This window comes from Saccharopolyspora gloriosae (assembly GCF_014203325.1).
Taxonomy (GTDB): domain Bacteria; phylum Actinomycetota; class Actinomycetes; order Mycobacteriales; family Pseudonocardiaceae; genus Saccharopolyspora_C; species Saccharopolyspora_C gloriosae.
In genome coordinates this window covers 3,141,711-3,160,878 of sequence record NZ_JACHIV010000001.1, presented here as the reverse complement: position 1 = coordinate 3,160,878, position 19,168 = coordinate 3,141,711, and the positions used below count along the sequence as shown (strand labels likewise).

The following is a 19,168-nucleotide window of genomic DNA, read 5'->3' as shown; positions in this document are numbered from 1 at the left end:
CTCGCCGTGCGCGACGCGGCGATCCGGTCGCGGACCTCGTGCCGAGGGTGACGTGCTCGTAGCTCCGAAATCACCGATTCGAGGAAATCCACCGCGTCGCAGTAGCCGTGCGTGGCGGGATTTCCGATGCCCGGTCAATGGCGGGCACGCCCCGAGTCGCGGATTTACGCTCGATGCGGCAAGGCGTCGTGGCAGAACACCATCGGCGCGCGATCGCTGAAAGCTCGTGCCGCGCAGGGGGAATGATGGCCACACGTGAGCGATCCCGCTCGAAATTCGGTTCCGGGCTCGGCGGTGAGCTGTCCGCGGAATTCCTGGGCACCTTCGTGCTGATCCTGCTCGGCTGCGGTTCCGTGGCCGTCGCGCTCGCCGGCCTGCCCGGCTCGGGCAGGCAGGAGGACGCCTTCGGGCCGGCGAACTGGTTGATCATCGCGTTCGGCTGGGGGTTCGCGGTGGTGTTCGGCGTGTACATCGCCGGCGGCGTGAGCGGCGCGCACATCAACCCGGCCGTGACCCTGGCCTTCGCGGTCCGCCGGTCGTTCCCGTGGCGCAAGGTCGTGCCCTACATCGTGGCGCAGGTCGTCGGCGCGTTCCTCGCCGCAGGGGTGGTGTTCTCCTGCTACCGGTGGGCGATCGACGCGTTCAACGCCAAAGCGGGCGTCGGGCGCGCCGAATCGCTGGACACCTTCTCCATCTTCGCGACCTTCCCGGCGAAGTACTTCGGCTCCTCCTGGCTGGGGCCGCTGCTGGACCAGGTCGTGGGCACCGCGATCCTCGTCGCGCTGATCTGCGCGCTGATCGACGTCCGGAACTCGGCGCCCGCGTCGAACCTGGGGCCGTTCCTGATCGGCATGGTCGTGACGGCGATCGGGCTGAGCTTCGGGGTCAGCGCGGGGTACGCCATCAACCCGGCCCGCGATTTCGGGCCCCGGCTGTGGGCCTACCTCACCGGGTGGGGGGAGATCGCGCTGCCCGGCACCTACCAGTGGTTCAGCGCCTACTTCTGGATCCCCATCGTCGGGCCGTTCATCGGCGGCGTGCTGGGCGCGTTGATCTACGACGCGTTCATCGGCAAGGTGCTCGCGGCGCGGGACACGGCGCCGGAGCCGGGGCGCGTGCCCGGGACGGAAGCGGACGGGAGCTGAGCCGCCCGGCTCGTCGAGACCAATGCCTCCGGGCTCGGTACCCGGCTGTGCTTCGATGATCGGCGTGCGCAATCCGCTCCACGATCCGAAGACCGCGGGCATCACGGCCGCGATGTTCTCCGCGTTCTGCTTCGGCGGTTCCGGGCCGTTCGCCAAACCGCTGATCAACGCCGGGTTCACCCCGTTGCAGGTGGCGTGGATGCGGCTGGCCGGCGGCGCGCTGCTGATGCTGCCGTTCGCGGTGCGCCACGCCGGGGTGCTGCGGAGGGCGCCGTGGCTGCTGCTGGGCTACGGGGTGTTCGCCATCGCGGGCGTGCAGACCTTCTACTTCGCGGCCATCGCCTCGATCCCGGTGGCGGTGGCGCTGCTCATCGAATTCCTCGGCCCGGTGCTGGTGCTCGGCTGGATCCGCTTCGTCCGGCGCGCGCCGGTGACCAAGCAGGCCGCGATCGGCACGGCGCTGGCGCTGGTCGGGCTGGCGTGCGTGGTGGAGATCGCCGCGGGGCTGCGCTTCGATGTGTTCGGCTTGCTGCTCGCCCTGGCCGCCGCCGGGTGTCAGGCCGGGTACTTCCTGCTCTCCGACAGCTCCGCCGACGTGGACCCGCGTGCGCTGGCCTCCTACGGGCTGCTGATCGGTGCCGCCATCGTCACGGTGATCGCGCGGCCCTGGGAGCTGGACTGGGCGCTGCTCGCCGGGCCCGTGCAGCTGGCCGGCGCCCCGTTCCCCGCGCTGCTGGTGGTCGGCTGGGTCGTGCTGATGAGCACCGTGCTGGCCTACCTCACCGGCATCGTCGCGGTGCGGCGGCTCTCGCCGCCGATCGCGGGCGCCGTCGCGTTCCTGGAGCCGGTGGTGGCCACGGTGCTGGCGTGGATGCTGCTCGGCGAGCACGTGGGGCCGTGGCAGCTGGCCGGGGGAGCGCTGGTGCTCGCGGGCGCGTTCATCGCGCAGCGCTCCGCGCCCGCGCCCGAACCCACCGCGGAACCCGTCGAGGTCTGACGCGCGTCAGGTCGAGGCGTCCTGCGGGCGACGACCGGTGGGGCACAGCGGGATCAGCACGAGCAGGGCGAGGCCGAGCAGCGCGTAGCCGGACGCCGGCAGCGCGCGGCCGAGGTCCAGCCCGCTGCCGGACAGGCTGTGCCCCGGAAGCGCGTAGCCCACCGGGAACAGGATCGTGCCGAGCAGCAACACCAGGCAGCACGCCCACCGGTACGGGTGCGCGCACCGGACGACCCCGATCAGCAGGACGAGGGCGGCGGGCCCAAGCCACACCCAGTGGTGCGTCCAGGTGACCGGCTGCGCCAGCAGTCCCGCCATGCCCAGCACCAGAACGGCCTTGAAGTGGTCCCGCCGCCGGACGGCGATGCTCAGGCCGATCACGGTCAGGACCGCGAGCAGTCCCCACCCGAGCGGCGGAGCCAGGCCGAGCCGCGACAGCGCCGCCGCGAGGTTCTGGCTGAAGACCTCGGTGCGCACCGGCCCGTTCGACATCCTCGGGAGCACCTCGAACCAGTAGCGCACCGCGGTGCCGCCGAGGACGAGCACGCCGACCGCGACGGTGACCAGGAAGGTCAGCACGGCGCCCGCCGCGGTCCGCCACCGCCGGGCGAGCAGGAATCCCGGCACCACGATCCCGGCGGCGAGCTTGATCGAGGTGGCCGCTCCCAGCAGCACGCCGTCCCGCGCCCTGTCACCGGTGCGCGTCGCCGCGATGACGATGGCGGCCAGCAGGAGGGAATTGATCTGCCCGAGCGCCAGTTCGGTGCGCCACGGCGTCGTGAGCGAGAACAACCCGGCCGCGGCGAAGGCGAGGGCGTGCCGCTGGGCGCGGGTCCCGAAGTCGTACCACGCGAGCACGTGGTGCGCGGTCGTCACGGTGGCGGCGACGGTCGCGATGTTGAGTACGGCGTGGCCGAGGGCTTCCGGGATGAACCGCAGCGCGGCGAACAGCATCCCGGCGATCGGCGGGTACAGGAACGGCAGTTCCGGTCGGGGCGCGTACAGCGCCGGAGTCCACAATTCCCGACCGGCGCGGGCGTAGACGCGGTAATCCAAGCCCCATTCCGGGTCGCCGACGAGCGCGGCCTCGGGAATGGCAACGGCGAGCGCGCTGCTGAGGACGGCTGCGTAGGCCAGGGTCGCGACGGCGAACCACGGCGCCGTTCTCCGCCCGCGCGAGTCGAGCGGCGGGTGTGCGCGAACTGCTTCGACGCGGTCGTCGACTCGGGTGGAGTCGTGCTCGCGCGACCCGTTCTCGGTCATCGGCGTCCTAGGTGACGACTCGCCTCGATTGCTCGCGGCCGGGCGATTTCCGGCCTTCGAATTGAATAGCGAACAACGATGCGACTGTCAACCGACCCCGCGGAACGCGTCATTCGGATAGGGGTTCGCGGTGTGGAACGTTTTGGAATGAATCGATAGGAATGTTCATTCCGGATATGTTTTCAGTGCGATGAGAATGTGCGCGGGCTCTTATTTGAGATCCCGCGACTCCTCGGTCGCCGCGGGGCGGCTGGGATCGCCGGTGCCCGGCTCCGGCGGGCGTCGGGTCAGGCCGTGCGGAGCATGCGCTGGTAGGCGGTCTTGGCGGCGTGCACGATGAGCCCCTCGAGGAGTGCCACGGCCACGCTGGTCAGCAGGGTCGTCAGGAAGTTCATGGTGGGTGCGCTTTCTGCCGGTCTCGGATCCCGCTCGTACGCCCCGACGGTCCCGGTCCGGAGTGAGGACCGGATGGGCTCCGGGTGACGAGCAGGTGAAGCGGCGGGGAAAATCCGCCGTTTCACCTGGTGGAGGGACCGTGGAGGTGGGGTGAGCTTGCCCGGCCGCTCATCCGGGAGTGGTGACCAGCGGCCGCGAGCCGGCCGGAGCGCGACGTGCGGCGGAACCGTTCCGATGCGCCGCCGGAGCGGGCAGCACCGAGCCCTCCACGACGTCCTCGTTCGAACCCTCCGTGACCTCCGCCGGGGCGGCGACGGCCGGGGCCTCCGTCGTCCCGGCGGGCAGCGCGCGGGCCTCCGCGGGCTGCTTCGTCGCAGGTGGGCGCTGCCACAGCACCACGGCTGTGGTGGATGCGATCGCGGATCCGGCCGCGAGACACCACTGGTGTGGTAGTAGCGGACTGCTGCCGAAGAAGTGGCTGACGCCGGGAACCTGCACGACCCCGAACAGCACCACGAGGGACACCGCGCCGGAGGCCAGCACCAGCGGTGTGCGACCGCGCACCGCGAGCGTCTGGGCGAGCTGCGCGGACACCAGCGCGACCAGTCCGGTGGTGCGGGCCTGGCCGGGCGTGGACACCGGGCGGGCCAGCGCCCAGGCGAGCCCCGCAGCCCCGGCCGTGGCGGCGGCGCGCAGGTACACGTCGTGGGTCAGGGCCGTGCCCAGCGACGCGTCCGGACCTTCGGACAGCAGCCGCTCCGGAGTGGCGTGCGGGGGCGGGCGCACCGCGATGGCGATCGCGGGCAGCACGTCGGTCAGCATGTTCACCACCAGCAGCTGCCGGGCGTTGAGCCCGGCGCCACCGCCGAAGAAGCCCGATCCCACCGCGTACCCGATCTCGCCGAGGTTGCCGCCGAGCAGCATGGACAGCGCGTCGTGCACCGAAGCCCACATCCCGCGGCCCTCGACGATGCCGTCGGTGATGGTCTCGATCCGGTCGTCGGCGACGACGAGGTCTGCGGACTCGCGGGCTGCTGAGGTGGCTCGGGAGCCGAGCGCGATGCCGACGTGGGCGAGCTTGATCGCGGGCACGTCGTTGGCGCCGTCGCCGGTCATCGCCACGGTGCGCCCGTCGGCGCGCAGCAGCCGCACGATGCGCGCCTTCTGCGCCGGGCTGACCCGCGCGAACACGGAGATCGTGGGTAGTTCCGCGGCCAGCTCCTCGTCGTCGAGCTCGTCGAGTTCGGCGCCGTGCATGACCCGCCTGCCGCCTAGCATGCCGAGCTCGGCGGCGATGGCCTCGGCGGTGCTCGGGTGATCGCCGGTGATCATGATGACGTCGACCCCGGCGCGCCGCAGCCGCGAGACGGCCTCCGCCGCCGTGGGGTGCACCGGGTCGGCGAGTCCGAGCAGCCCGACGAAGTCGAGTCCGTCCACATCGGAATCGTCCAGTTCGGATCCGGTTTCGTCCGGTGTGGACTTCTCGGCTACCGCGAGCAGCCGGTAGCCGAGCAGGGCGAGGCGTTCGATCTCCTGCTCCACCTCGGTCCGCGCGGCGGCGTCGAACTTCCGGTGGCCCTCGGCGCCGCGCCACCGGACGCAGCGTTCGAGCACCACCTCCGGTGCTCCCTTGACGTGCAGCGCGACGCCGTCGTCGCCGCGGGTGCGGGTGGCGTGGAAGCTGCGGGAGGGCTCGAACGGCAGGTCCGCGAGGACCTCGCGCCCGTTCGGGTCGATGCCGGCCGCCAGCGCTCCTTCGAGCACGGCGCGGTCGGTGAGGTGTGGCAGCGGCTGGTCGTCGTCGGCCTGCGGGTTGGCCCGCACCGCGACCTCGATGACGGCGCGTTCGGCGGTGTCCAGCCGATCCGGTGTGCTGCTGTGCCTGCCGTCGGAGACCTGGCCGAGGGTGATCCGGCCTTGGGTGAGGGTCCCGGTCTTGTCGAAGCACAACGCGTCGACGCGGCCCAGCGCTTCGATGGTGGCGGGGCTGCGCACCAGCACGCCGCGCCGGGACAGCCTGCGCGCGGCGGCGAGTTCCGCCAGCGTCGCCACGAACGGCAGGCCTTCCGGTACGGCGGCCACGGCCAGTCCGACGGCCCGCCCGACGGTGTGCGCGAGCGGGGTGCCGCGCAGCAGGTCGACGGCCATGAGCACGCCACCGGCGCCGATGGACAGCGGCAGGATCTGCCGGGTCAGTTCCGCGAGCCGTGCTTCGACTCCCCCCGCGCCGCCGGTGGCGCGACCGTCGTCCTGGGTGGTGCGGCCGATCTCGGTGGCGGTACCGGTGGCCACCACGACGGCCGTGGCCGTTCCGGTGGCGACCGTGGTGCCCTGGTAGACCATGCCGGTGCGGTCGCCGAGCGCGGCGGCGGTGGTCGCCTCGGGCGTCTTGACCACGAGGTTCGATTCGCCGGTGAGGCTGGACTCGTCGACTTCCAGGTACTCCGCCTCCAGCACCCGGCAGTCGGCGGGCACGCCGTCTCCGGAGCGCAGTTCGACGACGTCGCCGGGCACCAGCCGGTCGGCGGGCACGGTGATCGTCTCGCCGCCCCGGCGGACCTGCGCGGGCAGTTGCCCGGCGTCGAGCAGCCGGGCGAGTTCGCGATCGGTCGCGACCCGCTGCACCCCGTCGACCAGGGCGCTGATCCCGAGCACGCCGGTGATCAGCACGGCGTCGACCACCGAGCCGAGCCCGGCGGAGACCACGGCGCCCGCGACCAGCACCGGTGTCATCGGGTTGACCAGTCCTTCGAGGGTGGCCCCCGCTACGCCGGATTCCCGGCCGCCCGCCTGCGGCTGGGAGCGCTGCCAGCGCTGCGCGACCGCGCCGGTGAGGCCGTCGACGGAGCTGTCCAGCAGGCCCAGCACGGCTCTGCCCGGCAGCGCGTGCCACGGCGTGCGCTGCCGCGGCGCTGGCGGTGGGCGGTTGCCGGCCTGCATCCCGGCCAAGGTGCCGGTGCCGATCGCGAACAGGCTCGCCGCGTGCCCCGGCATGCTCGCGCGAGCAGGTGCGCCCAGCGAGGGGCCGAGCGCGCCGAACAGGACGCCCAGGCAGGTGCCGCCGACCGACAGCGCGGCGGCGTGCTTGCTGGCGGTGCGCGCTTCGGCGGCGGAGAACAGGACCGCGTACGCCTCGGTCCGGTTCGGGCACAGCAGGTCCGCGCCCCACGGCGTGGGCTTGTCGGCCTCGGTGAGTCCGATGCCGACGTCGGCGGCGGCCAGCGCGGAATGCCCGCGCGGCGAGACCAGCGCGACCACCCGGCCGTCCTCCTGCAACCGCCGCACCGAGCCGGCCAGCCGGGTGCCGCCGTGCACGACGTCGTCCACGGCGAGCCTGCGGTCGAGGCGGCTGCCGACCCCGGCGAGCACCACGGTCCCGGCGGCGCGGGCGGCGTCGACGAGCGCTTCGGCGAGCGGGTCGAGTTCGTCGGCGACGGCCACGACCGCGGTGGGTTCGTCGTGCCTGCGCAGCAGGAGCAGCGTCGCGCCCTGGTCGCGGTGCGCGCGCATCGCCTCGTGCAGGTGCGCGGGCACGTCGGTGCCGTTGCGGTCGAGCGGGGCGCAGGACCACTTGCCGCTGCGCTGGTGCGCCTTGGGGCGTTCGGAGGCGACGAGTTCGGCGGCGTGCGCGAACAACCGGGCGCCGTCCGCGTCGGGGTCCCACGGCAGCACCTCGTCGACGATCCGCCGTCCCGTCAGCAACGCGGGGGCGTCGAGCACGACGGCGTCGACCCGGTCCAGGCGCCGCAGCGACTTCGGTTCGAGCACGACGGTGCCGCGCGCGGACAGCGCGGTGGTCAGCTGCGCGGCGAACGCCTCCCGCCCGCTCTTCGCGGGGCGGGGGATCGCGGCGAGCATGGTCGCCAGCGCCCGCCGCTGGTCGCGGGTGGCGGCGAGGACGGTGCCGTACCCGCCGAGGGCGAACGTGCCGGAGAGGTTCGCGACCTGTTCGACCGGTCCGTCGGGCAGCGCGCTCGGGCGTGGCGGGGCGTCGAACGCGGTGGATTCGTGCGAGCCGGAGTGGGTCGCGCCTTCCCAGCGGGTCCACGCCTGGCGCCGGGCGATGACTTCGCGCGCGGAGCAGAACCGGGACGACAGGTCGGTGAACACGGCCAGCGGGTTCTGCGACAGGCCTTGGGTGACGGCGCCGCCCACGCCGAGCGCGGCGTCGGTGCCGGAGCGCCCGAGGGTGCGTTCGGCTCCGGCGCGCAGCCACGGCACCGAGTCGGCCAGCGAGATCGCGGCGGGCACCAGCGGTGAACCGGGCTGGAACGGGAGCAGCCCGGCGACGGCGGTGTAGCCCAGGCCGAGCACGCTGAGCCCGAACGCTCCGACGTCGCGCAGCAGCGCGTCGGCGTTGCCCGGGTGCGCGGCACCGGCGGGTGCGCGGCCGAGGTCGCGCAGCCCGTGGTCGGTTTCGACGTCGTCGACCACCGCGTCCAGCGCCGCGCGCCCGGTGACGTCGGGATCGTGGTGCACCGTGACCCGCCCCAGCACCGCGTTCACCTCGACCTCGCGGACGCCGTCCACTTCGGACATGCGGGTGCGCAGGTCGCGCACGGCGTCGGCCGACTCGGGCAGGTGCAGGCCGCGCACTTCGAGGTGGGTGCGGCCGTCCCCGGAGTAGGTCCGCCGGGTCAGCGGTGCGGACCCGAAGGTGCGCACGGCGTCGAGGACGGGCACGGCCACCTGCGAGGCTCGCGACAGCAAGGTGCCGAGCGGCATGGGTTCCCTCTCTGAGCGCGGGGCGGTGGGGCTTCGGGCGGGCTCGACCGCGGCCGGTGGCCGGGGAGCGCTTCGCGCGAGTCCGCCCCGGCGTCCACGGGCGCCGCGAGGTGCGGGGCCGGTGTGCCGGGGCGGGTGGCGGTGGTGGCTATTCGCCGTGGTCGCCGCGGCCGACGACGGCGGTGCCCACGCCGATGGCCAGGGCGACGGGCCATTCGAGCAGGCTCAGGGCGACCCCGGCGGCGAGGCCGCCGTAGAACAGGGCTTGGCCGGGCTCGGGCAGCTGCGCGCGGACCGTCTCCGCCGCGGAGGTGAACTCCTTCTTGCCCGGAAGGGCGGGCAGGTGCACGTCCGGCCGGTGGAACTGGGCGGTGACGAACGGCAGGTGCACGGTGGCCTGCTGCGCGTTCGACGTGCTCGTCGACTGCCTGGTCGAGGTGCCGGAACTGCTGGAGCCACTGCTGCTGCGGGTCGTGCCGCTGCTCTGCCGGGTGGCGCTGGTCTGGCGGGTGCCGGTGCTCTGGCGGGCGGTGCTGCTCTGCCGGGTGCCGGTGCTCTGGCGACTGCCGCTGCCGCGGCCCGAGCTGCTGGTGCTGCGCCCGCTGGTGCTCTGCTTGCCGGTGCTGCGGGTGGAGCCGCCGGTCTGCGCGCTGGTGGTGCGCGTGGAGCCGCTCGTGCTCTGCTTGGCGGTGGTCCTGGAACCGGAGGTGCTGGTGCGGGAACCGGACCGGGAGGAGGAACCGCGCCCTTGGGCGCTGCTGCCGGACGTGCGCCTGCCGGAACCTGATTTCGTTCCGGAACTGGTTGCGCTGGTCATGAGTTCCTCCCCGGTTGCGACGCACGGAAACGTCCACCGTAAGCGACGGTGAACAAGGTATGAATCGAACGAAACCGAAGAACCCACGAACGAGTCAGGACCGCTGATCGGCATTCACCTGGAGTGAGATTTCCTTGCCGCAGCAGCGGAAATCCACGCGGTGGACGAGTCCGCGAGGGCCTCGCGGTAGCGGCGCACGACCAGGTCGACGACCCGCGGGTGCGCTCCGATCGGTTCGGCGACGGCCTCGACGGGGAGCCCGGACAGCTTCCGGTGGAACAGGCCCGGAGCCAGCAGGTACGGCGCGATGATCCGATCCGCCGTCGGCGGGGCCGCGCACACCCGTTCGGTCAGCGGCGTCGCGGTGCTGACGTAGCTCGGCCGCAGCGCTCTCCCGCACCGCCGCCCCAGCAGGCTGGCCGCGGCGCGCACGTCCGCCAGCGCGCGCGGATCCGACGATCCGGCCGCCGCGAACACCACCTCTGCCCCCGGATGCCACCCGGCCGCGGCGAGCCGGTCCAGCATGGCCGCCGCGAGTTCCGGCGCGGGACCGATCGGCGCGGTGGTCGTGACGTCGCCGGTGCGCCCGGCGGCGGCGAGCTGCGTGGGCAGGTCGGTGCGCACGTGGTACCCGGCGGCCAGGAAAGCGGGCACCGCGACCACCGGACCGCCGAGCCCGCGCAGCGCGTCGGCGACGGTGGGGCCGATGACGTCGACGTAGGCGACGCGCACCGCGACGGCGGCCCGGTCGGCGACGGCGGCGGCGATCCGGTCGAGCACGCGCGGGCCCGCGGGATCGCGGGTGCCGTGCGCGACCAGCAGCAGCGGCGCGGTCATTCCGGCACCGGTTCCAGCGGCAGCCGGTAGCCGCGCTTGATCACCGTCTGCACCAGCTCGGGTGCGCCGAGCGCGGAGCGCAGCCGGGCGACGGCCTGTTCCACGGCGTGCTCGTCCACCGCCCGCCCGCAGGTGAGGGCATCGGCGAGTGCCGCGCGGGGCACGACTCGGCCCGGCCGGGCCAGCAGCAGCCGCAGCAGGGATTTCGCGTTCGGCGACAGCGGTCGCAGCTCGCCGTCCACGGCGGCGGCGTGCCCGCGCAGCTGCAGGGTGCGCCCGGCGATGGGCAGCGCCGGGTAGCGGGCGGGCAACGTCTCGCACAGCGCCCGCACCAGCGCGCCGAGCCGGAACCGCTGCGGCAGCACCGCAGGTATCCCGAGTTCGGCCAGCGGTGCCCGGGTCACCGGCCCGACGCAGGCCGACAGCACGGGGCCGCGCAGCGCGGCGATCAGGTCGTCGCGGCGGCCCCGTTCGGTGGCGTGGTCGAGCAGCCCGGCGGCGGCCGGGGCGCTGGTGAACGTGACGGCATCGATCTCGTGGGCGCACACCGCGTCGACCAGGTGCGCCAACGGCCCGACGTCGGCGGGCGGAACCCACCGGTACACCGGGATCTCGATGACCTCCGCGCCCGCGCGGCGCAACGCCGCCACGAAGTCCGGCAGCGGCTGCCCGTGCAGCTGCACCGCGACCCGGACTCCCTCCAGCGGCGCGGTGAGCAAGTGTTCGAGCAGTTCAGCGGAGGACTCCGAGTCCGGCGACCACGCGTCGGCGAGCCCGGCCGCCCGCACCGCGCCGCGTGCTTTGGGGCCGCGCGCCAGCAGCCGGGCGGAGCTCAGCGCGTGGAGCAGCGCTCCGCCGAGACCCCAGCCGTCGGCGGCCTCCACCCAGCCGCGGAAGCCGATGCCGGTGGTCGCGACCACCACCGACGGCGGATCGGCGATGCACTGCTCGGTCGCGGCGTGCAGCCGCGCGTCGTCGGCGACCGCGACGATGCGCAGCGCCGGTCCGCGCAGCACCCGGGCGCCGCGTCGTTCCAGCAGCGAGCTCAGCTCGTCGGCGCGGCGGGCGGCGGTGACGCCGACGGTGAATCCGGCCAGCGGGGCGTCCCGCGCGGGAAGGGACGGGTGCGTCGTCACGGAACGGCGATCTCCACCATCTCGTCGTGGCGCCGCACCGGGAACGTCGGCAGCCGGGCGGCCGGGTCGTCCAGGCACTCGCCGGTGCGCAGCGAGAAGACCTGCTTGAGCATCGGCGAGGCCACGGTCGGTTCCCCGGCGCGGTCGCCGACGATGCCGCGGCTCATCACGCCCGCCCCGCAGAACGGGTCGACGTTGCCGACGGCGTAGAGCTCGTCGTCGTGGGTGCGGAACAGCGCGACGGGCTCGGCCGCCAGCAGCGCGGGCACGCCGCAAGCGGGTGCCAGCGCCTCCCAAGGGCAGATCGGGTGCCAGGTGGTCATGCGAGTACCTCCTCGGAGTCGGGCCGGATCGACGGCATCGGCAGCACGACGGGGCCGGGCCGGGGCTGGCCCCGTTCGGCGACGAAGCTGATCGTCGGATCGGGCGCGTCGGGCGCGTTGACGAAGGACACGAAGCGGGACAGCTTCACCGGATCGGCCAGCACACCGGCCCACTCGTCGGCGTAACCGGCGACGTGCTCGCGCATCGCGGCCTCCAGTTCGGCGGCGATGCCCAGGGAGTCGTCGACGACGACTTCGCGCACGTGCTCCAGCCCGCCGTCGAGGGATTCGATCCACGCCGCGGTGCGCTGCAACCGGTCGGCGGTGCGCACGTAGAACATCAGGAACCGGTCGACGAGCCGGATGAGCTGCTCGTCGTCGAGGTCGGCCGCGAGCAGCTCGGCGTGGCGCGGGGTGAAGCCACCGTTGCCGCCGACGTAGAGGTTCCAGCCGCGGTCGGTGGCGATGACGCCGAAGTCCTTGGAACGCGCCTCGGCGCACTCCCGCGCGCACCCCGACACTCCGGACTTGAGCTTGTGCGGTGCCCGCAGGCCCCGGTAGCGCAGTTCGAGCCGGATGGCCATCGCCACGGAGTCCTGCACGCCGTAGCGGCACCAGTCGGTGCCCACGCAGGACTTCACGGTGCGCAGCGCTTTGCCGTAGGCGTGCCCGGATTCGAACCCGGCGTCGACCAGCCGCCGCCAGATCAGCGGCAGCTGCTCCACGCGGGCGCCGAACAGGTCGATGCGCTGCCCGCCGGTGATCTTCGTGTAGAGCTCGAAGTCGCGGGCGACCTCACCGAGCACGATGAGCTTGTCCGGGGTGATCTCCCCGCCCGGCACTCGCGGCACCACCGAGTACGTCCCGTTGCGCTGCATGTTGGCCAGGAACCGGTCGTTGGTGTCCTGCAGCCCGGCCTGCTCCCCGTCGAGGATGTGGCCGCGCCCGAGGCTGGCGAGGATCGAGGCGACGGCGGGTTTGCAGAGGTCGCAGCCCAGTCCCCGCCCGTGCTTCCCGATCAGCTCGGAGAAGGTGCCGATCCCCGTCACCCGGATGATCTCGAACAGCTCCGACCGGGACTGCTCGAAGTGCTCGCACAGTGCACGGGAAGGGGCGACGCCGCACTCGCCGAGCAGCGTCTTGAGCATCGGCACGCAGGACCCGCAGCTGGTCCCGGCCCGGGTGCAGGCCTTGACCCCGGCCACGTCGGACAGCGCGGCACCGGTGATCGCACCGGTGATGTCCGCTTTGGACACGTTGTTGCAGGAGCACACGACGGCGTCGGCGGGCAGCGCGCCCGCGTCCGGCCCGGCCCCGGCGGGCAGCAGCAGCCGCTCGGGCGGCGCGGGCAGTTCCCGCCCGACCAGCGGTCGCAGCGTCGCGTACGCGCTCGCGTCGCCGACGAGCACGCCACCGAGCAGCACCCGCGCGTCGTCGCTGAGCACCAGCTTCGCGTAGGTGCCCGCCGCGTTGTTGGCGTGAACGACGTCCAGCGCGCCGTCGGCGGTGCCGTGCGCGTCGCCGAAGCTGGCCACGTCGACCCCGAGCAGCTTCAGCTTGGTCGACATGTCGGGCTCCGGGAAGGCGGCACCGTCGAGGTCCAGCAGTTGCCGCACCACGACCTCGGCCATCGCGTAGCCGGGCGCGACCAGCCCGTAGCAGCGGCCGTCGACCGCGGCGCACTCGCCGACCGCCCAGATGTGCTCGTCGGAGGTGCGGCACCGGTCGTCGACGAGCACGCCACCGCGCTCGGCGCGTGCCAGCCCGGCCGGTTCGGCGAGCTCGTCGCGCGGACGGACCCCGGCGGAGAACACCACCAGCTCCGCCTCGACGGTGCTGCCGTCGCCGAGCTCCACCCCGGCGACCCGCCCGTCCGGCCCGGCGATGATCGAGTTCGTAGCCGTCTCGCAGTGCAGCGCGAGCCCGAGATCACCGACCAGCCCGGCCAGCACCTGACCGCCGCCGTCGTCGACCTGCAACGGCATCAGCCGCGGCGCCATCTCCACCACGTGCGGGCGCATTCCCAGCAGCCGCAAGGCGTTCGCCGCCTCCAACCCGAGCAGCCCGCCGCCGATCACCACGCCGGCGGCACCGTCGACGGCCGCGTCGCGGATGCCGTCGAGGTCGTCGAGCGTGCGGTAGACGTGGCAGCCGTCGAGGTCGTGACCGGGCACCGGCGGCACGAACGGCCGGGAGCCCGTCGCCAGCACCAGCGCGTCGTAACCCAGCTCGGTGCCGTCGGTGGTGAGCACGGTCCGCGCGGCGCGGTCGATGCGCGCGGCGCCGCAGCCCAGCCGCAGCCGCACCAGCGGATCGGCCAGGAAGTCCGAGCCCGCCAGCCCGAGGTCCTCGGCGCTCTTGCCGTCCAAGTAGGACGACAGGGCGACCCGGTCGTAGGCGGCGCGGGACTCCTCGGCGAGGATCTCCACCCGCCAGGTGCCCGCGTCGTCGCGGGCGCGCAGCTGCTCGACGAGGCGGTGGCCGACCATGCCGTGGCCGATCACCACAAGGGTGCGGGTCATGCGGCGCCCTCCTGTTCGGTGTTGGTGCCGTCCCCGGTGGTCAACGCGCCGCACAGGCCGCGCACCTCGTCGGCGCAGCCGCCGCAGCCGGTGGTGGCGCGGGTCGCCCGCGCCAGCCCGCCGAGGTCGCGGGCACCGCGGTGCCAGGCGCGCACCAGGGACTTCTTGGTGACGTTGTTGCAGCGGCAGACGACGGCGTCGTCCGGCAGGTCCGCGGGTGCGGTGGCGGCCGCGGGGGAGCGCCCGAGCAGCAGCCCGAGCCGGTCCGCGGGCAGCGGCAGGTTCCGATCGTGCAGCTGGGCGATGGTCGCGGTGGCCTGCGGAAAGCCGATCAGCACGGCACCGCCGACCCGCTCGTCGCGGACCGCGAGCTTCGCGTACCGCCCGCGCGCCGGGTCCGACACCACCACCAGCTCCACGCCGGGTTCGGCGCCGTCGAGCAAGGCAGCCGATCCCATCGCGGACAGCTCGATGCCGCGCGCCTTGAGCCGGGTGACCGTGCCGACGCCCCGGTAGTGCGCGGTGCCGCCGGTGAGCCGCCGGGCCAGCACCTCCGCCTGCTCCCACGCGGGAGCGATCAGCCCCGGAACCCGCCCGTCGTGCTCGGCGCAATCGCCGATCGCGTGGACGTGCGGGTCGGAGGTGGTGAGGTGGTCGTCGACGAGGACGCCCCGCCCGACCGCGAGTCCCGCGTCGGCTGCGAGCCCCGCCTCCGGGGTCACCCCGGTGCACAGCACGAGCACGTCCGCGGCGAGCGCCTCCCCGTCGTCGAGGACGAGCTTGCCCGGCCGGTACCGCGCGGCGCGCCGCCCGAACCTGGTGCGCAGCCCCGTGCCGCGCAGGTGCTCGCCCAGCAGCGCGCCGCCGGCGGCGTCGAGCTGCCGGTCCATCGGGTGCGCCTGCGGATGCACGAGCGCCACGTCCAGGCCGCGGGCGTGCAGCGCGCGCGCCGACTCCACGCCGAGCACCCCGCCCCCGAGCACCACCGCGTCCCGCGCGCCGTCCGGGATGCGGGCGCAGTCGTCGAGCGTGCGCAGCGGCGTGACCCCCGGGGACAGCGCGCCGTCGGCGTCGAGCACGCCGGGAACGCCGGGCGCGGTGGCCCGCGCGCCGGTGGCGAGCACGAGCTCGTCGTAGCGGTGCACCACACCGCCGTCGGTGCGCACCAGCCGCCGGGCGCGGTCGACGGCCGTGGCCGTGACGCCCAGCCGGACTTCGGCCCGCGACTCGGGCAGCGTCACGGCCGCCGCGGACAGCGTGCCGTCGAGCACCGAGGCCAGCAGCACCCGGTTGTAGGCGGGGCGGTCCTCGCCGCCCAGCACGGTGATCGGCCCATCGTGGCCGTGCACCCGGAGCCGTTCCACGAGCCGGTGCGCCGCCGGTCCGTTGCCGATGATCAGCACGTGGCTCATGCGGACACCTCCGCGACGCCGCCCGCGACGAGACCCGCGGGGTCCGCCGGGAGCGGCTCGATGCGAGCGGCGGCCACCTTGAACTCCGGCATCCGGCTGCGCGGATCGAGGGCCGGGCTGGTGATCAGGTTCGCGCTGCCGTCGCCGGGGAAGTGGAACGGCAGGAACACGGTGTCGGTGCGCATCGACGGCACCAGCCGCACCCGCGCCACGGTGCCGCCGCGCGCCGAGCTCACCAGGGCCGGTGCACCGTCGGTGAGACCCGCGCGGTGCGCGGTGTCCGGGTGCACCTCGACGAACGCCTCGGGTTCGGCCTCGGCCAGTTCGCGCACCCGGCGGGTCTGCGCGCCCGACTGGTAGTGGGCCAGCACCCGGCCGGTCGTGGCGTGCAGCGGGAACTCCGCGCTCACCGACTCGGCCGGTTCGCGGTGCTCGACCGCCGCGAACCGGGCGCGGCCGTCGGGGTGGGCGAAACCGTCCAGGAACAGCCGCGGCGTGCCCGGGTGGTCGTCGCCGTCCACGGCGGGGCACGGCCAGTGCAGCGCCTCCCCGGCGTCGAGGCGGTCGTAGCCGATGCCCGAGTAGTCGGCTTTGCCGCCCGCCGAAGCGCGCCGCAACTCCTCGAAGACCTCGCGGGGTGAGGTGGGGTAGCGGTGACCGGGTTCGCCGAGGCGCCGCGCCAAGCCGTGCAGCACCTCCAGGTCGCTGCGCGCGTGTCCGGGCGGAATGCGCAACCGGCGGCGGCGCAGCACGCGCCCTTCGAGGTTGGTCATGGTGCCGTCCTCCTCGGCCCACTGCGTCACCGGCAGCACCACGTCCGCCGCCCGCGCGGTCTCCGAGGGCACGAAGTCCGCCACCACCAGCAGGTCCAGCGCGGCCAGTCGCTCGCCGACGTGCCCGGCGTGCGGAGCCGAGACCACCGGGTTCGAACCGAACACCAGCAGCCCGCGCGGACCGCCGGGGGTGCCCAGCGCGTCCAGCAGTTCGTAGGCGCTGCGACCCGGACCGGGCAGGCTCTCCGGCGCGACGCCCCACACCTGCGCGACGTGCTCCCGCGCCGCGTCGTCGGTGATGGACCGGTAGCCCGGCAGCTGATCGGCCTTCTGCCCGTGCTCGCGACCGCCCTGGCCGTTGCCCTGACCGGTCAGGCAGCCGTAGCCGCCGCCGTCGCGACCGGGCAGTCCCAGCGCCAGCGCGAGGTTGATGAACCCCGCGACCGTGTCCACGCCCGTCGAGTGCTGCTCGGCGCCGCGTCCCGTGAGCACGTACGCCCGCTCGGCCCGCGCGAGCATCCGCACCGCCGCCCGCTGCGACCCCGCGGGCACACCGGTGATCCGCTCCACCCGCTCCGGCCACCAGCTCATCGCCCGCTGCCAGGCCGCGTCGAACCCGGCGGTGCGGTCCCGGAGGTAATCGGTGTCGGCCCACCCGTCGACCACCGCGATGTGCAGCAGGCCCAGCACCAGCGCCAGGTCCGTGCCCGGCGCCGGTTGCAGGTGCAGCGCCGCGCGCTCGGCGGTGGCGCTGCGCCGAGGATCGATCACGATCAGGTCCGGCCGGGCGAGGTGCTGCATCAGCGGCGGCATCGTCTCCGCCACGTTCGCGCCCGCCAGCAGCACCACGTCGGCCGTGCCGAGGTCGGTCACCGGGAACGGCAGGCCCCGATCCAGCCCGAAGGCCGCGGTCGCGGCCGCCGCGGCCGAGGACATGCAGAACCGGCCGTTGTAGTCGATCTGGCTCGTGCCGAGCGCGACCCGCGCGAACTTGCCCAGCAGGTAGGCCTTCTCGTTGGTCAGGCCACCGCCGCCGAACACGCCCACCGCGTCCGGGCCGTGCCGGTCCTGGATGCGGCGGACCCCGTCGGCGACGGTGCGCAGCGCGGTGTCCCAGTCCACGGCCACCAGCTCCCCGTCGCGGCGCACCAGCGGAGTCAGCAGCCGGTCGGAGGTGTCCAGGACCGATGGCGCCGTCCAGCCCTTCTGGCACAGCCCGCCCCGGTTCACCGGGAAGTCCGTCGGCGCCACCACCACGCCCGCGCGTTCCCTGGTCAGCCGGGTGCCGCACTGCAGCGCGCAGTAGGGGCAGTGGGTGGCGACGGTGCGCGGCTCAGGCACCGGGCACCCCTTCCGCCACCGCGGGCCGCGGCGCGGCGACGGGCTCCGCGGGCTCCCGGCGCAGGTACACCGCCCAGGTCACGACCACGCACACCAGGTAGCAGGCGAGGAACGTCGCCAGCGCCGCGTCACCGCTGGCGGCCGCGCCGCCGAACGATGCCCGGAACGCGAGGTTGATGAACACCCCGCCCAGCGCGCCGATCGCCCCGGCCACGCCCATCAGCGCCCCGGAGAGCCTGCGGGCCTGCGCGAACGCGCTCACCGCGTCCCGCCCACTGGTGATCTCGCGCTCCGCCTGCTTCGCGAAGATCGCCGGGATCATCTTGTACACCGAGCCGTTGCCGACGCCGGTCAGCACGAACAGGGCGATGAACGCCGCCAGGTACAGCGGGAACGAGTTCATCGCCGAAGCCGCCAGCAGCAGCCCCGTGCCCGCGGCCATGCCGAGGAAGTTCCAGAACGTCACCCGCGCACCGCCCCAGCGGTCCGCCATCCGGCCGCCGATCGGGCGGGCCAGCGACCCCAGCAGCGGCCCGATGAACGTGCAGCTCGCCGCCTGCAGCGGGGTGAAGTCGAACTCGTGCTGCAGCACCAGCCCGAACGCGAACCCGTAGCCGATGAACGAACCGAACGTGCCGATGTAGAGCAGCGAGATCCACCACGCGTGCCTGCTGCGCGCCACTTCCAGCTGCGCGCCGGGAGCGGTGACCACGGCGTCGATGTTGTCCATCCGCAGTGCCGCCAGCAGCGTCGCCACCACGATCAGCGGCAGGTACGCCCCGGCGACCAGGGCGGGTTGGGTCCCGCCGACCGTGGCGATCACCAGCAATCCGACGACCTGCACGACCGCGACACCGATGTTGCCGCCGCCCGCGTTGAGCCCCAGCGCCCAGCCCTGCCTGCGCTGCGGGAAGAAGCTCGTGATGTTGGTCATCGAGGAGGCGAAGTTGCCGCCGCCCAGCCCGGTCAACGCGCCCAGCACCAGGAACACGCCCAGCGGAGTGCCCGGCTGCTGGATGAAGTAGCAGGTCAGCCCGGTCGGGATCAGCAGTACCGACGTCGAGAAGATCGTCCAGTTCCGGCCGCCGAACCGGGTCACCGCGTAGCTGTAGGGCAGTCGCAGCAGCGCCCCGACCAGCGTCGGGACGGTGGTGAGCAGGAACTTGTCGGCCGCGTCGAAGTCCAGGCCGATGGCCGGCGACATGAACAGCACCATGACCGACCAGATGCTCCACACCGAGAACCCGATGTGCTCGGACAGGATCGACAGCCACAGGTTGCGGCGTGCGACGCGTTCGCCGGTGCGTTCCCAGAAGCCCTCGTCCTCCGGGTTCCAGCCGTCGATCCAGCGGCCTGGTCTGGTGTGCGGGGTGGCGGTCACCTCGGCTCCTCTCATCGTGCTGGGCCGAAGCTAGGAGCCGGGTGTTTCACCGCTCGTCCGTGCGCGTTACCGCCGTGCAAAGGTGCCTTCACACGAGCCG

13 protein-coding genes are annotated in these 19,168 nt (G+C 73.8%); 3 read left to right on the top strand and 10 right to left on the bottom strand.

Translation table 11 applies throughout. The features are described 5' to 3' along the window. Window positions 1-242: 242 nt before the first annotated feature. Together BJ969_RS14010 and BJ969_RS14005 are read left to right on the top strand one after the other, a co-directional pair. Window positions 243-1,145 (top strand): MIP/aquaporin family protein, encoded by a 903-nt coding sequence (locus tag BJ969_RS14010; protein WP_184479368.1) that lies wholly within the window; start codon window positions 243-245, stop codon window positions 1,143-1,145. A 55-nt stretch (window positions 1,146-1,200) separates the two neighbouring features. Beyond that, window positions 1,201-2,142 (top strand): EamA family transporter, encoded by a 942-nt coding sequence (locus BJ969_RS14005; RefSeq protein WP_184479367.1) that lies wholly within the window; start codon window positions 1,201-1,203, stop codon window positions 2,140-2,142. Window positions 2,143-2,148: 6 nt separating this feature from the next. On the opposite strand, the gene BJ969_RS14000 is transcribed toward BJ969_RS14005, so the two are convergent. The 3 genes from BJ969_RS14000 to BJ969_RS13990 all read right to left on the bottom strand — a co-directional run bounded on the left by BJ969_RS14000 (window position 2,149) and on the right by BJ969_RS13990 (window position 8,917). Next, a complete protein-coding gene (locus BJ969_RS14000) occupies window positions 2,149-3,405 on the bottom strand; it encodes a glycosyltransferase 87 family protein (protein ID WP_184479366.1) in 1,257 nt (418 codons plus the stop codon). 564 nt (window positions 3,406-3,969) lie between these two features. After that, window positions 3,970-8,526 (bottom strand): cation-translocating P-type ATPase, encoded by a 4,557-nt coding sequence (locus tag BJ969_RS13995; RefSeq protein ID WP_184479365.1) that lies wholly within the window; start codon window positions 8,524-8,526, stop codon window positions 3,970-3,972. 148 nt (window positions 8,527-8,674) lie between these two features. Continuing rightward, window positions 8,675-8,917: a hypothetical protein gene (locus tag BJ969_RS13990; RefSeq protein ID WP_343071400.1), complete on the bottom strand. Its 243-nt coding sequence runs from the start codon at window positions 8,915-8,917 to the stop codon at window positions 8,675-8,677. On the opposite strand from BJ969_RS13990, the gene BJ969_RS13985 reads away from it, so the two are divergent. Further along, window positions 8,898-9,395 carry a hypothetical protein gene (locus BJ969_RS13985; protein WP_184479364.1) on the top strand — a complete coding sequence of 166 codons (498 nt, stop codon included), beginning with the start codon at window positions 8,898-8,900 and terminating at the stop codon, window positions 9,393-9,395. The two genes, BJ969_RS13990 and BJ969_RS13985, sit on opposite strands and share 20 nt — an antisense overlap. A 62-nt stretch (window positions 9,396-9,457) precedes the next feature. On the opposite strand, the gene BJ969_RS13980 is transcribed toward BJ969_RS13985, so the two are convergent. Genes BJ969_RS13980 through BJ969_RS13950 form a run of 7 tightly spaced genes read right to left on the bottom strand, consistent with a single transcriptional unit; the run spans window position 9,458 to window position 19,083 of the window. Continuing rightward, window positions 9,458-10,180 carry a sirohydrochlorin chelatase gene (locus tag BJ969_RS13980; RefSeq protein ID WP_184479363.1) on the bottom strand — a complete coding sequence of 241 codons (723 nt, stop codon included), beginning with the start codon at window positions 10,178-10,180 and terminating at the stop codon, window positions 9,458-9,460. Next, window positions 10,177-11,316, bottom strand: coding sequence for a uroporphyrinogen-III synthase (locus BJ969_RS13975; protein ID WP_184479362.1), 1,140 nt, complete (start codon window positions 11,314-11,316; stop codon window positions 10,177-10,179). The genes BJ969_RS13980 and BJ969_RS13975 overlap by 4 nt, the downstream gene beginning before the upstream one ends. Then, on the bottom strand, window positions 11,313-11,639 hold the full coding sequence (gene nirD / locus BJ969_RS13970; RefSeq protein WP_184479361.1) for a nitrite reductase small subunit NirD: 327 nt from the start codon (window positions 11,637-11,639) through the stop codon (window positions 11,313-11,315). Before nirD ends, BJ969_RS13975 begins: the two co-directional genes overlap by 4 nt. Next, window positions 11,636-14,161 carry a nitrite reductase large subunit NirB gene (gene nirB, locus BJ969_RS13965; protein ID WP_184479360.1) on the bottom strand — a complete coding sequence of 842 codons (2,526 nt, stop codon included), beginning with the start codon at window positions 14,159-14,161 and terminating at the stop codon, window positions 11,636-11,638. The genes nirD and nirB overlap by 4 nt, the downstream gene beginning before the upstream one ends. Beyond that, complete coding sequence (locus BJ969_RS13960; protein WP_184479359.1) at window positions 14,158-15,573, bottom strand: FAD-dependent oxidoreductase; 1,416 nt, start codon at window positions 15,571-15,573, stop codon at window positions 14,158-14,160. The genes nirB and BJ969_RS13960 overlap by 4 nt, the downstream gene beginning before the upstream one ends. Continuing rightward, a complete protein-coding gene (locus BJ969_RS13955; protein WP_184479358.1) occupies window positions 15,570-17,687 on the bottom strand; it encodes a molybdopterin-dependent oxidoreductase in 2,118 nt (705 codons plus the stop codon). Before BJ969_RS13955 ends, BJ969_RS13960 begins: the two co-directional genes overlap by 4 nt. Next, window positions 17,680-19,083, bottom strand: coding sequence for an MFS transporter (locus BJ969_RS13950; RefSeq protein ID WP_184479357.1), 1,404 nt, complete (start codon window positions 19,081-19,083; stop codon window positions 17,680-17,682). The genes BJ969_RS13955 and BJ969_RS13950 overlap by 8 nt, the downstream gene beginning before the upstream one ends. Window positions 19,084-19,168 lie beyond the last annotated feature (85 nt).

What these genes read in the sequence shown, in the direction of transcription:
- BJ969_RS13960 (WP_184479359.1), bottom strand. Translation starts at nt 15,573, where the DNA reads ATGAGCCACGTGCTGATCATCGGCAACGGACCGGCGGCGCACCGGCTC.
- nirD (WP_184479361.1), bottom strand. Translation starts at nt 11,639, where the DNA reads ATGACCACCTGGCACCCGATCTGCCCTTGGGAGGCGCTGGCACCCGCT.
- BJ969_RS13950 (WP_184479357.1), bottom strand. Translation starts at nt 19,083, where the DNA reads ATGAGAGGAGCCGAGGTGACCGCCACCCCGCACACCAGACCAGGCCGC.
- BJ969_RS14010 (WP_184479368.1), top strand. Translation starts at nt 243, where the DNA reads ATGATGGCCACACGTGAGCGATCCCGCTCGAAATTCGGTTCCGGGCTC.
- BJ969_RS13995 (WP_184479365.1), bottom strand. Translation starts at nt 8,526, where the DNA reads ATGCCGCTCGGCACCTTGCTGTCGCGAGCCTCGCAGGTGGCCGTGCCC.
- BJ969_RS14000 (WP_184479366.1), bottom strand. Translation starts at nt 3,405, where the DNA reads ATGACCGAGAACGGGTCGCGCGAGCACGACTCCACCCGAGTCGACGAC.
- BJ969_RS13980 (WP_184479363.1), bottom strand. Translation starts at nt 10,180, where the DNA reads ATGACCGCGCCGCTGCTGCTGGTCGCGCACGGCACCCGCGATCCCGCG.
- nirB (WP_184479360.1), bottom strand. Translation starts at nt 14,161, where the DNA reads ATGACCCGCACCCTTGTGGTGATCGGCCACGGCATGGTCGGCCACCGC.
- BJ969_RS14005 (WP_184479367.1), top strand. Translation starts at nt 1,201, where the DNA reads ATGATCGGCGTGCGCAATCCGCTCCACGATCCGAAGACCGCGGGCATC.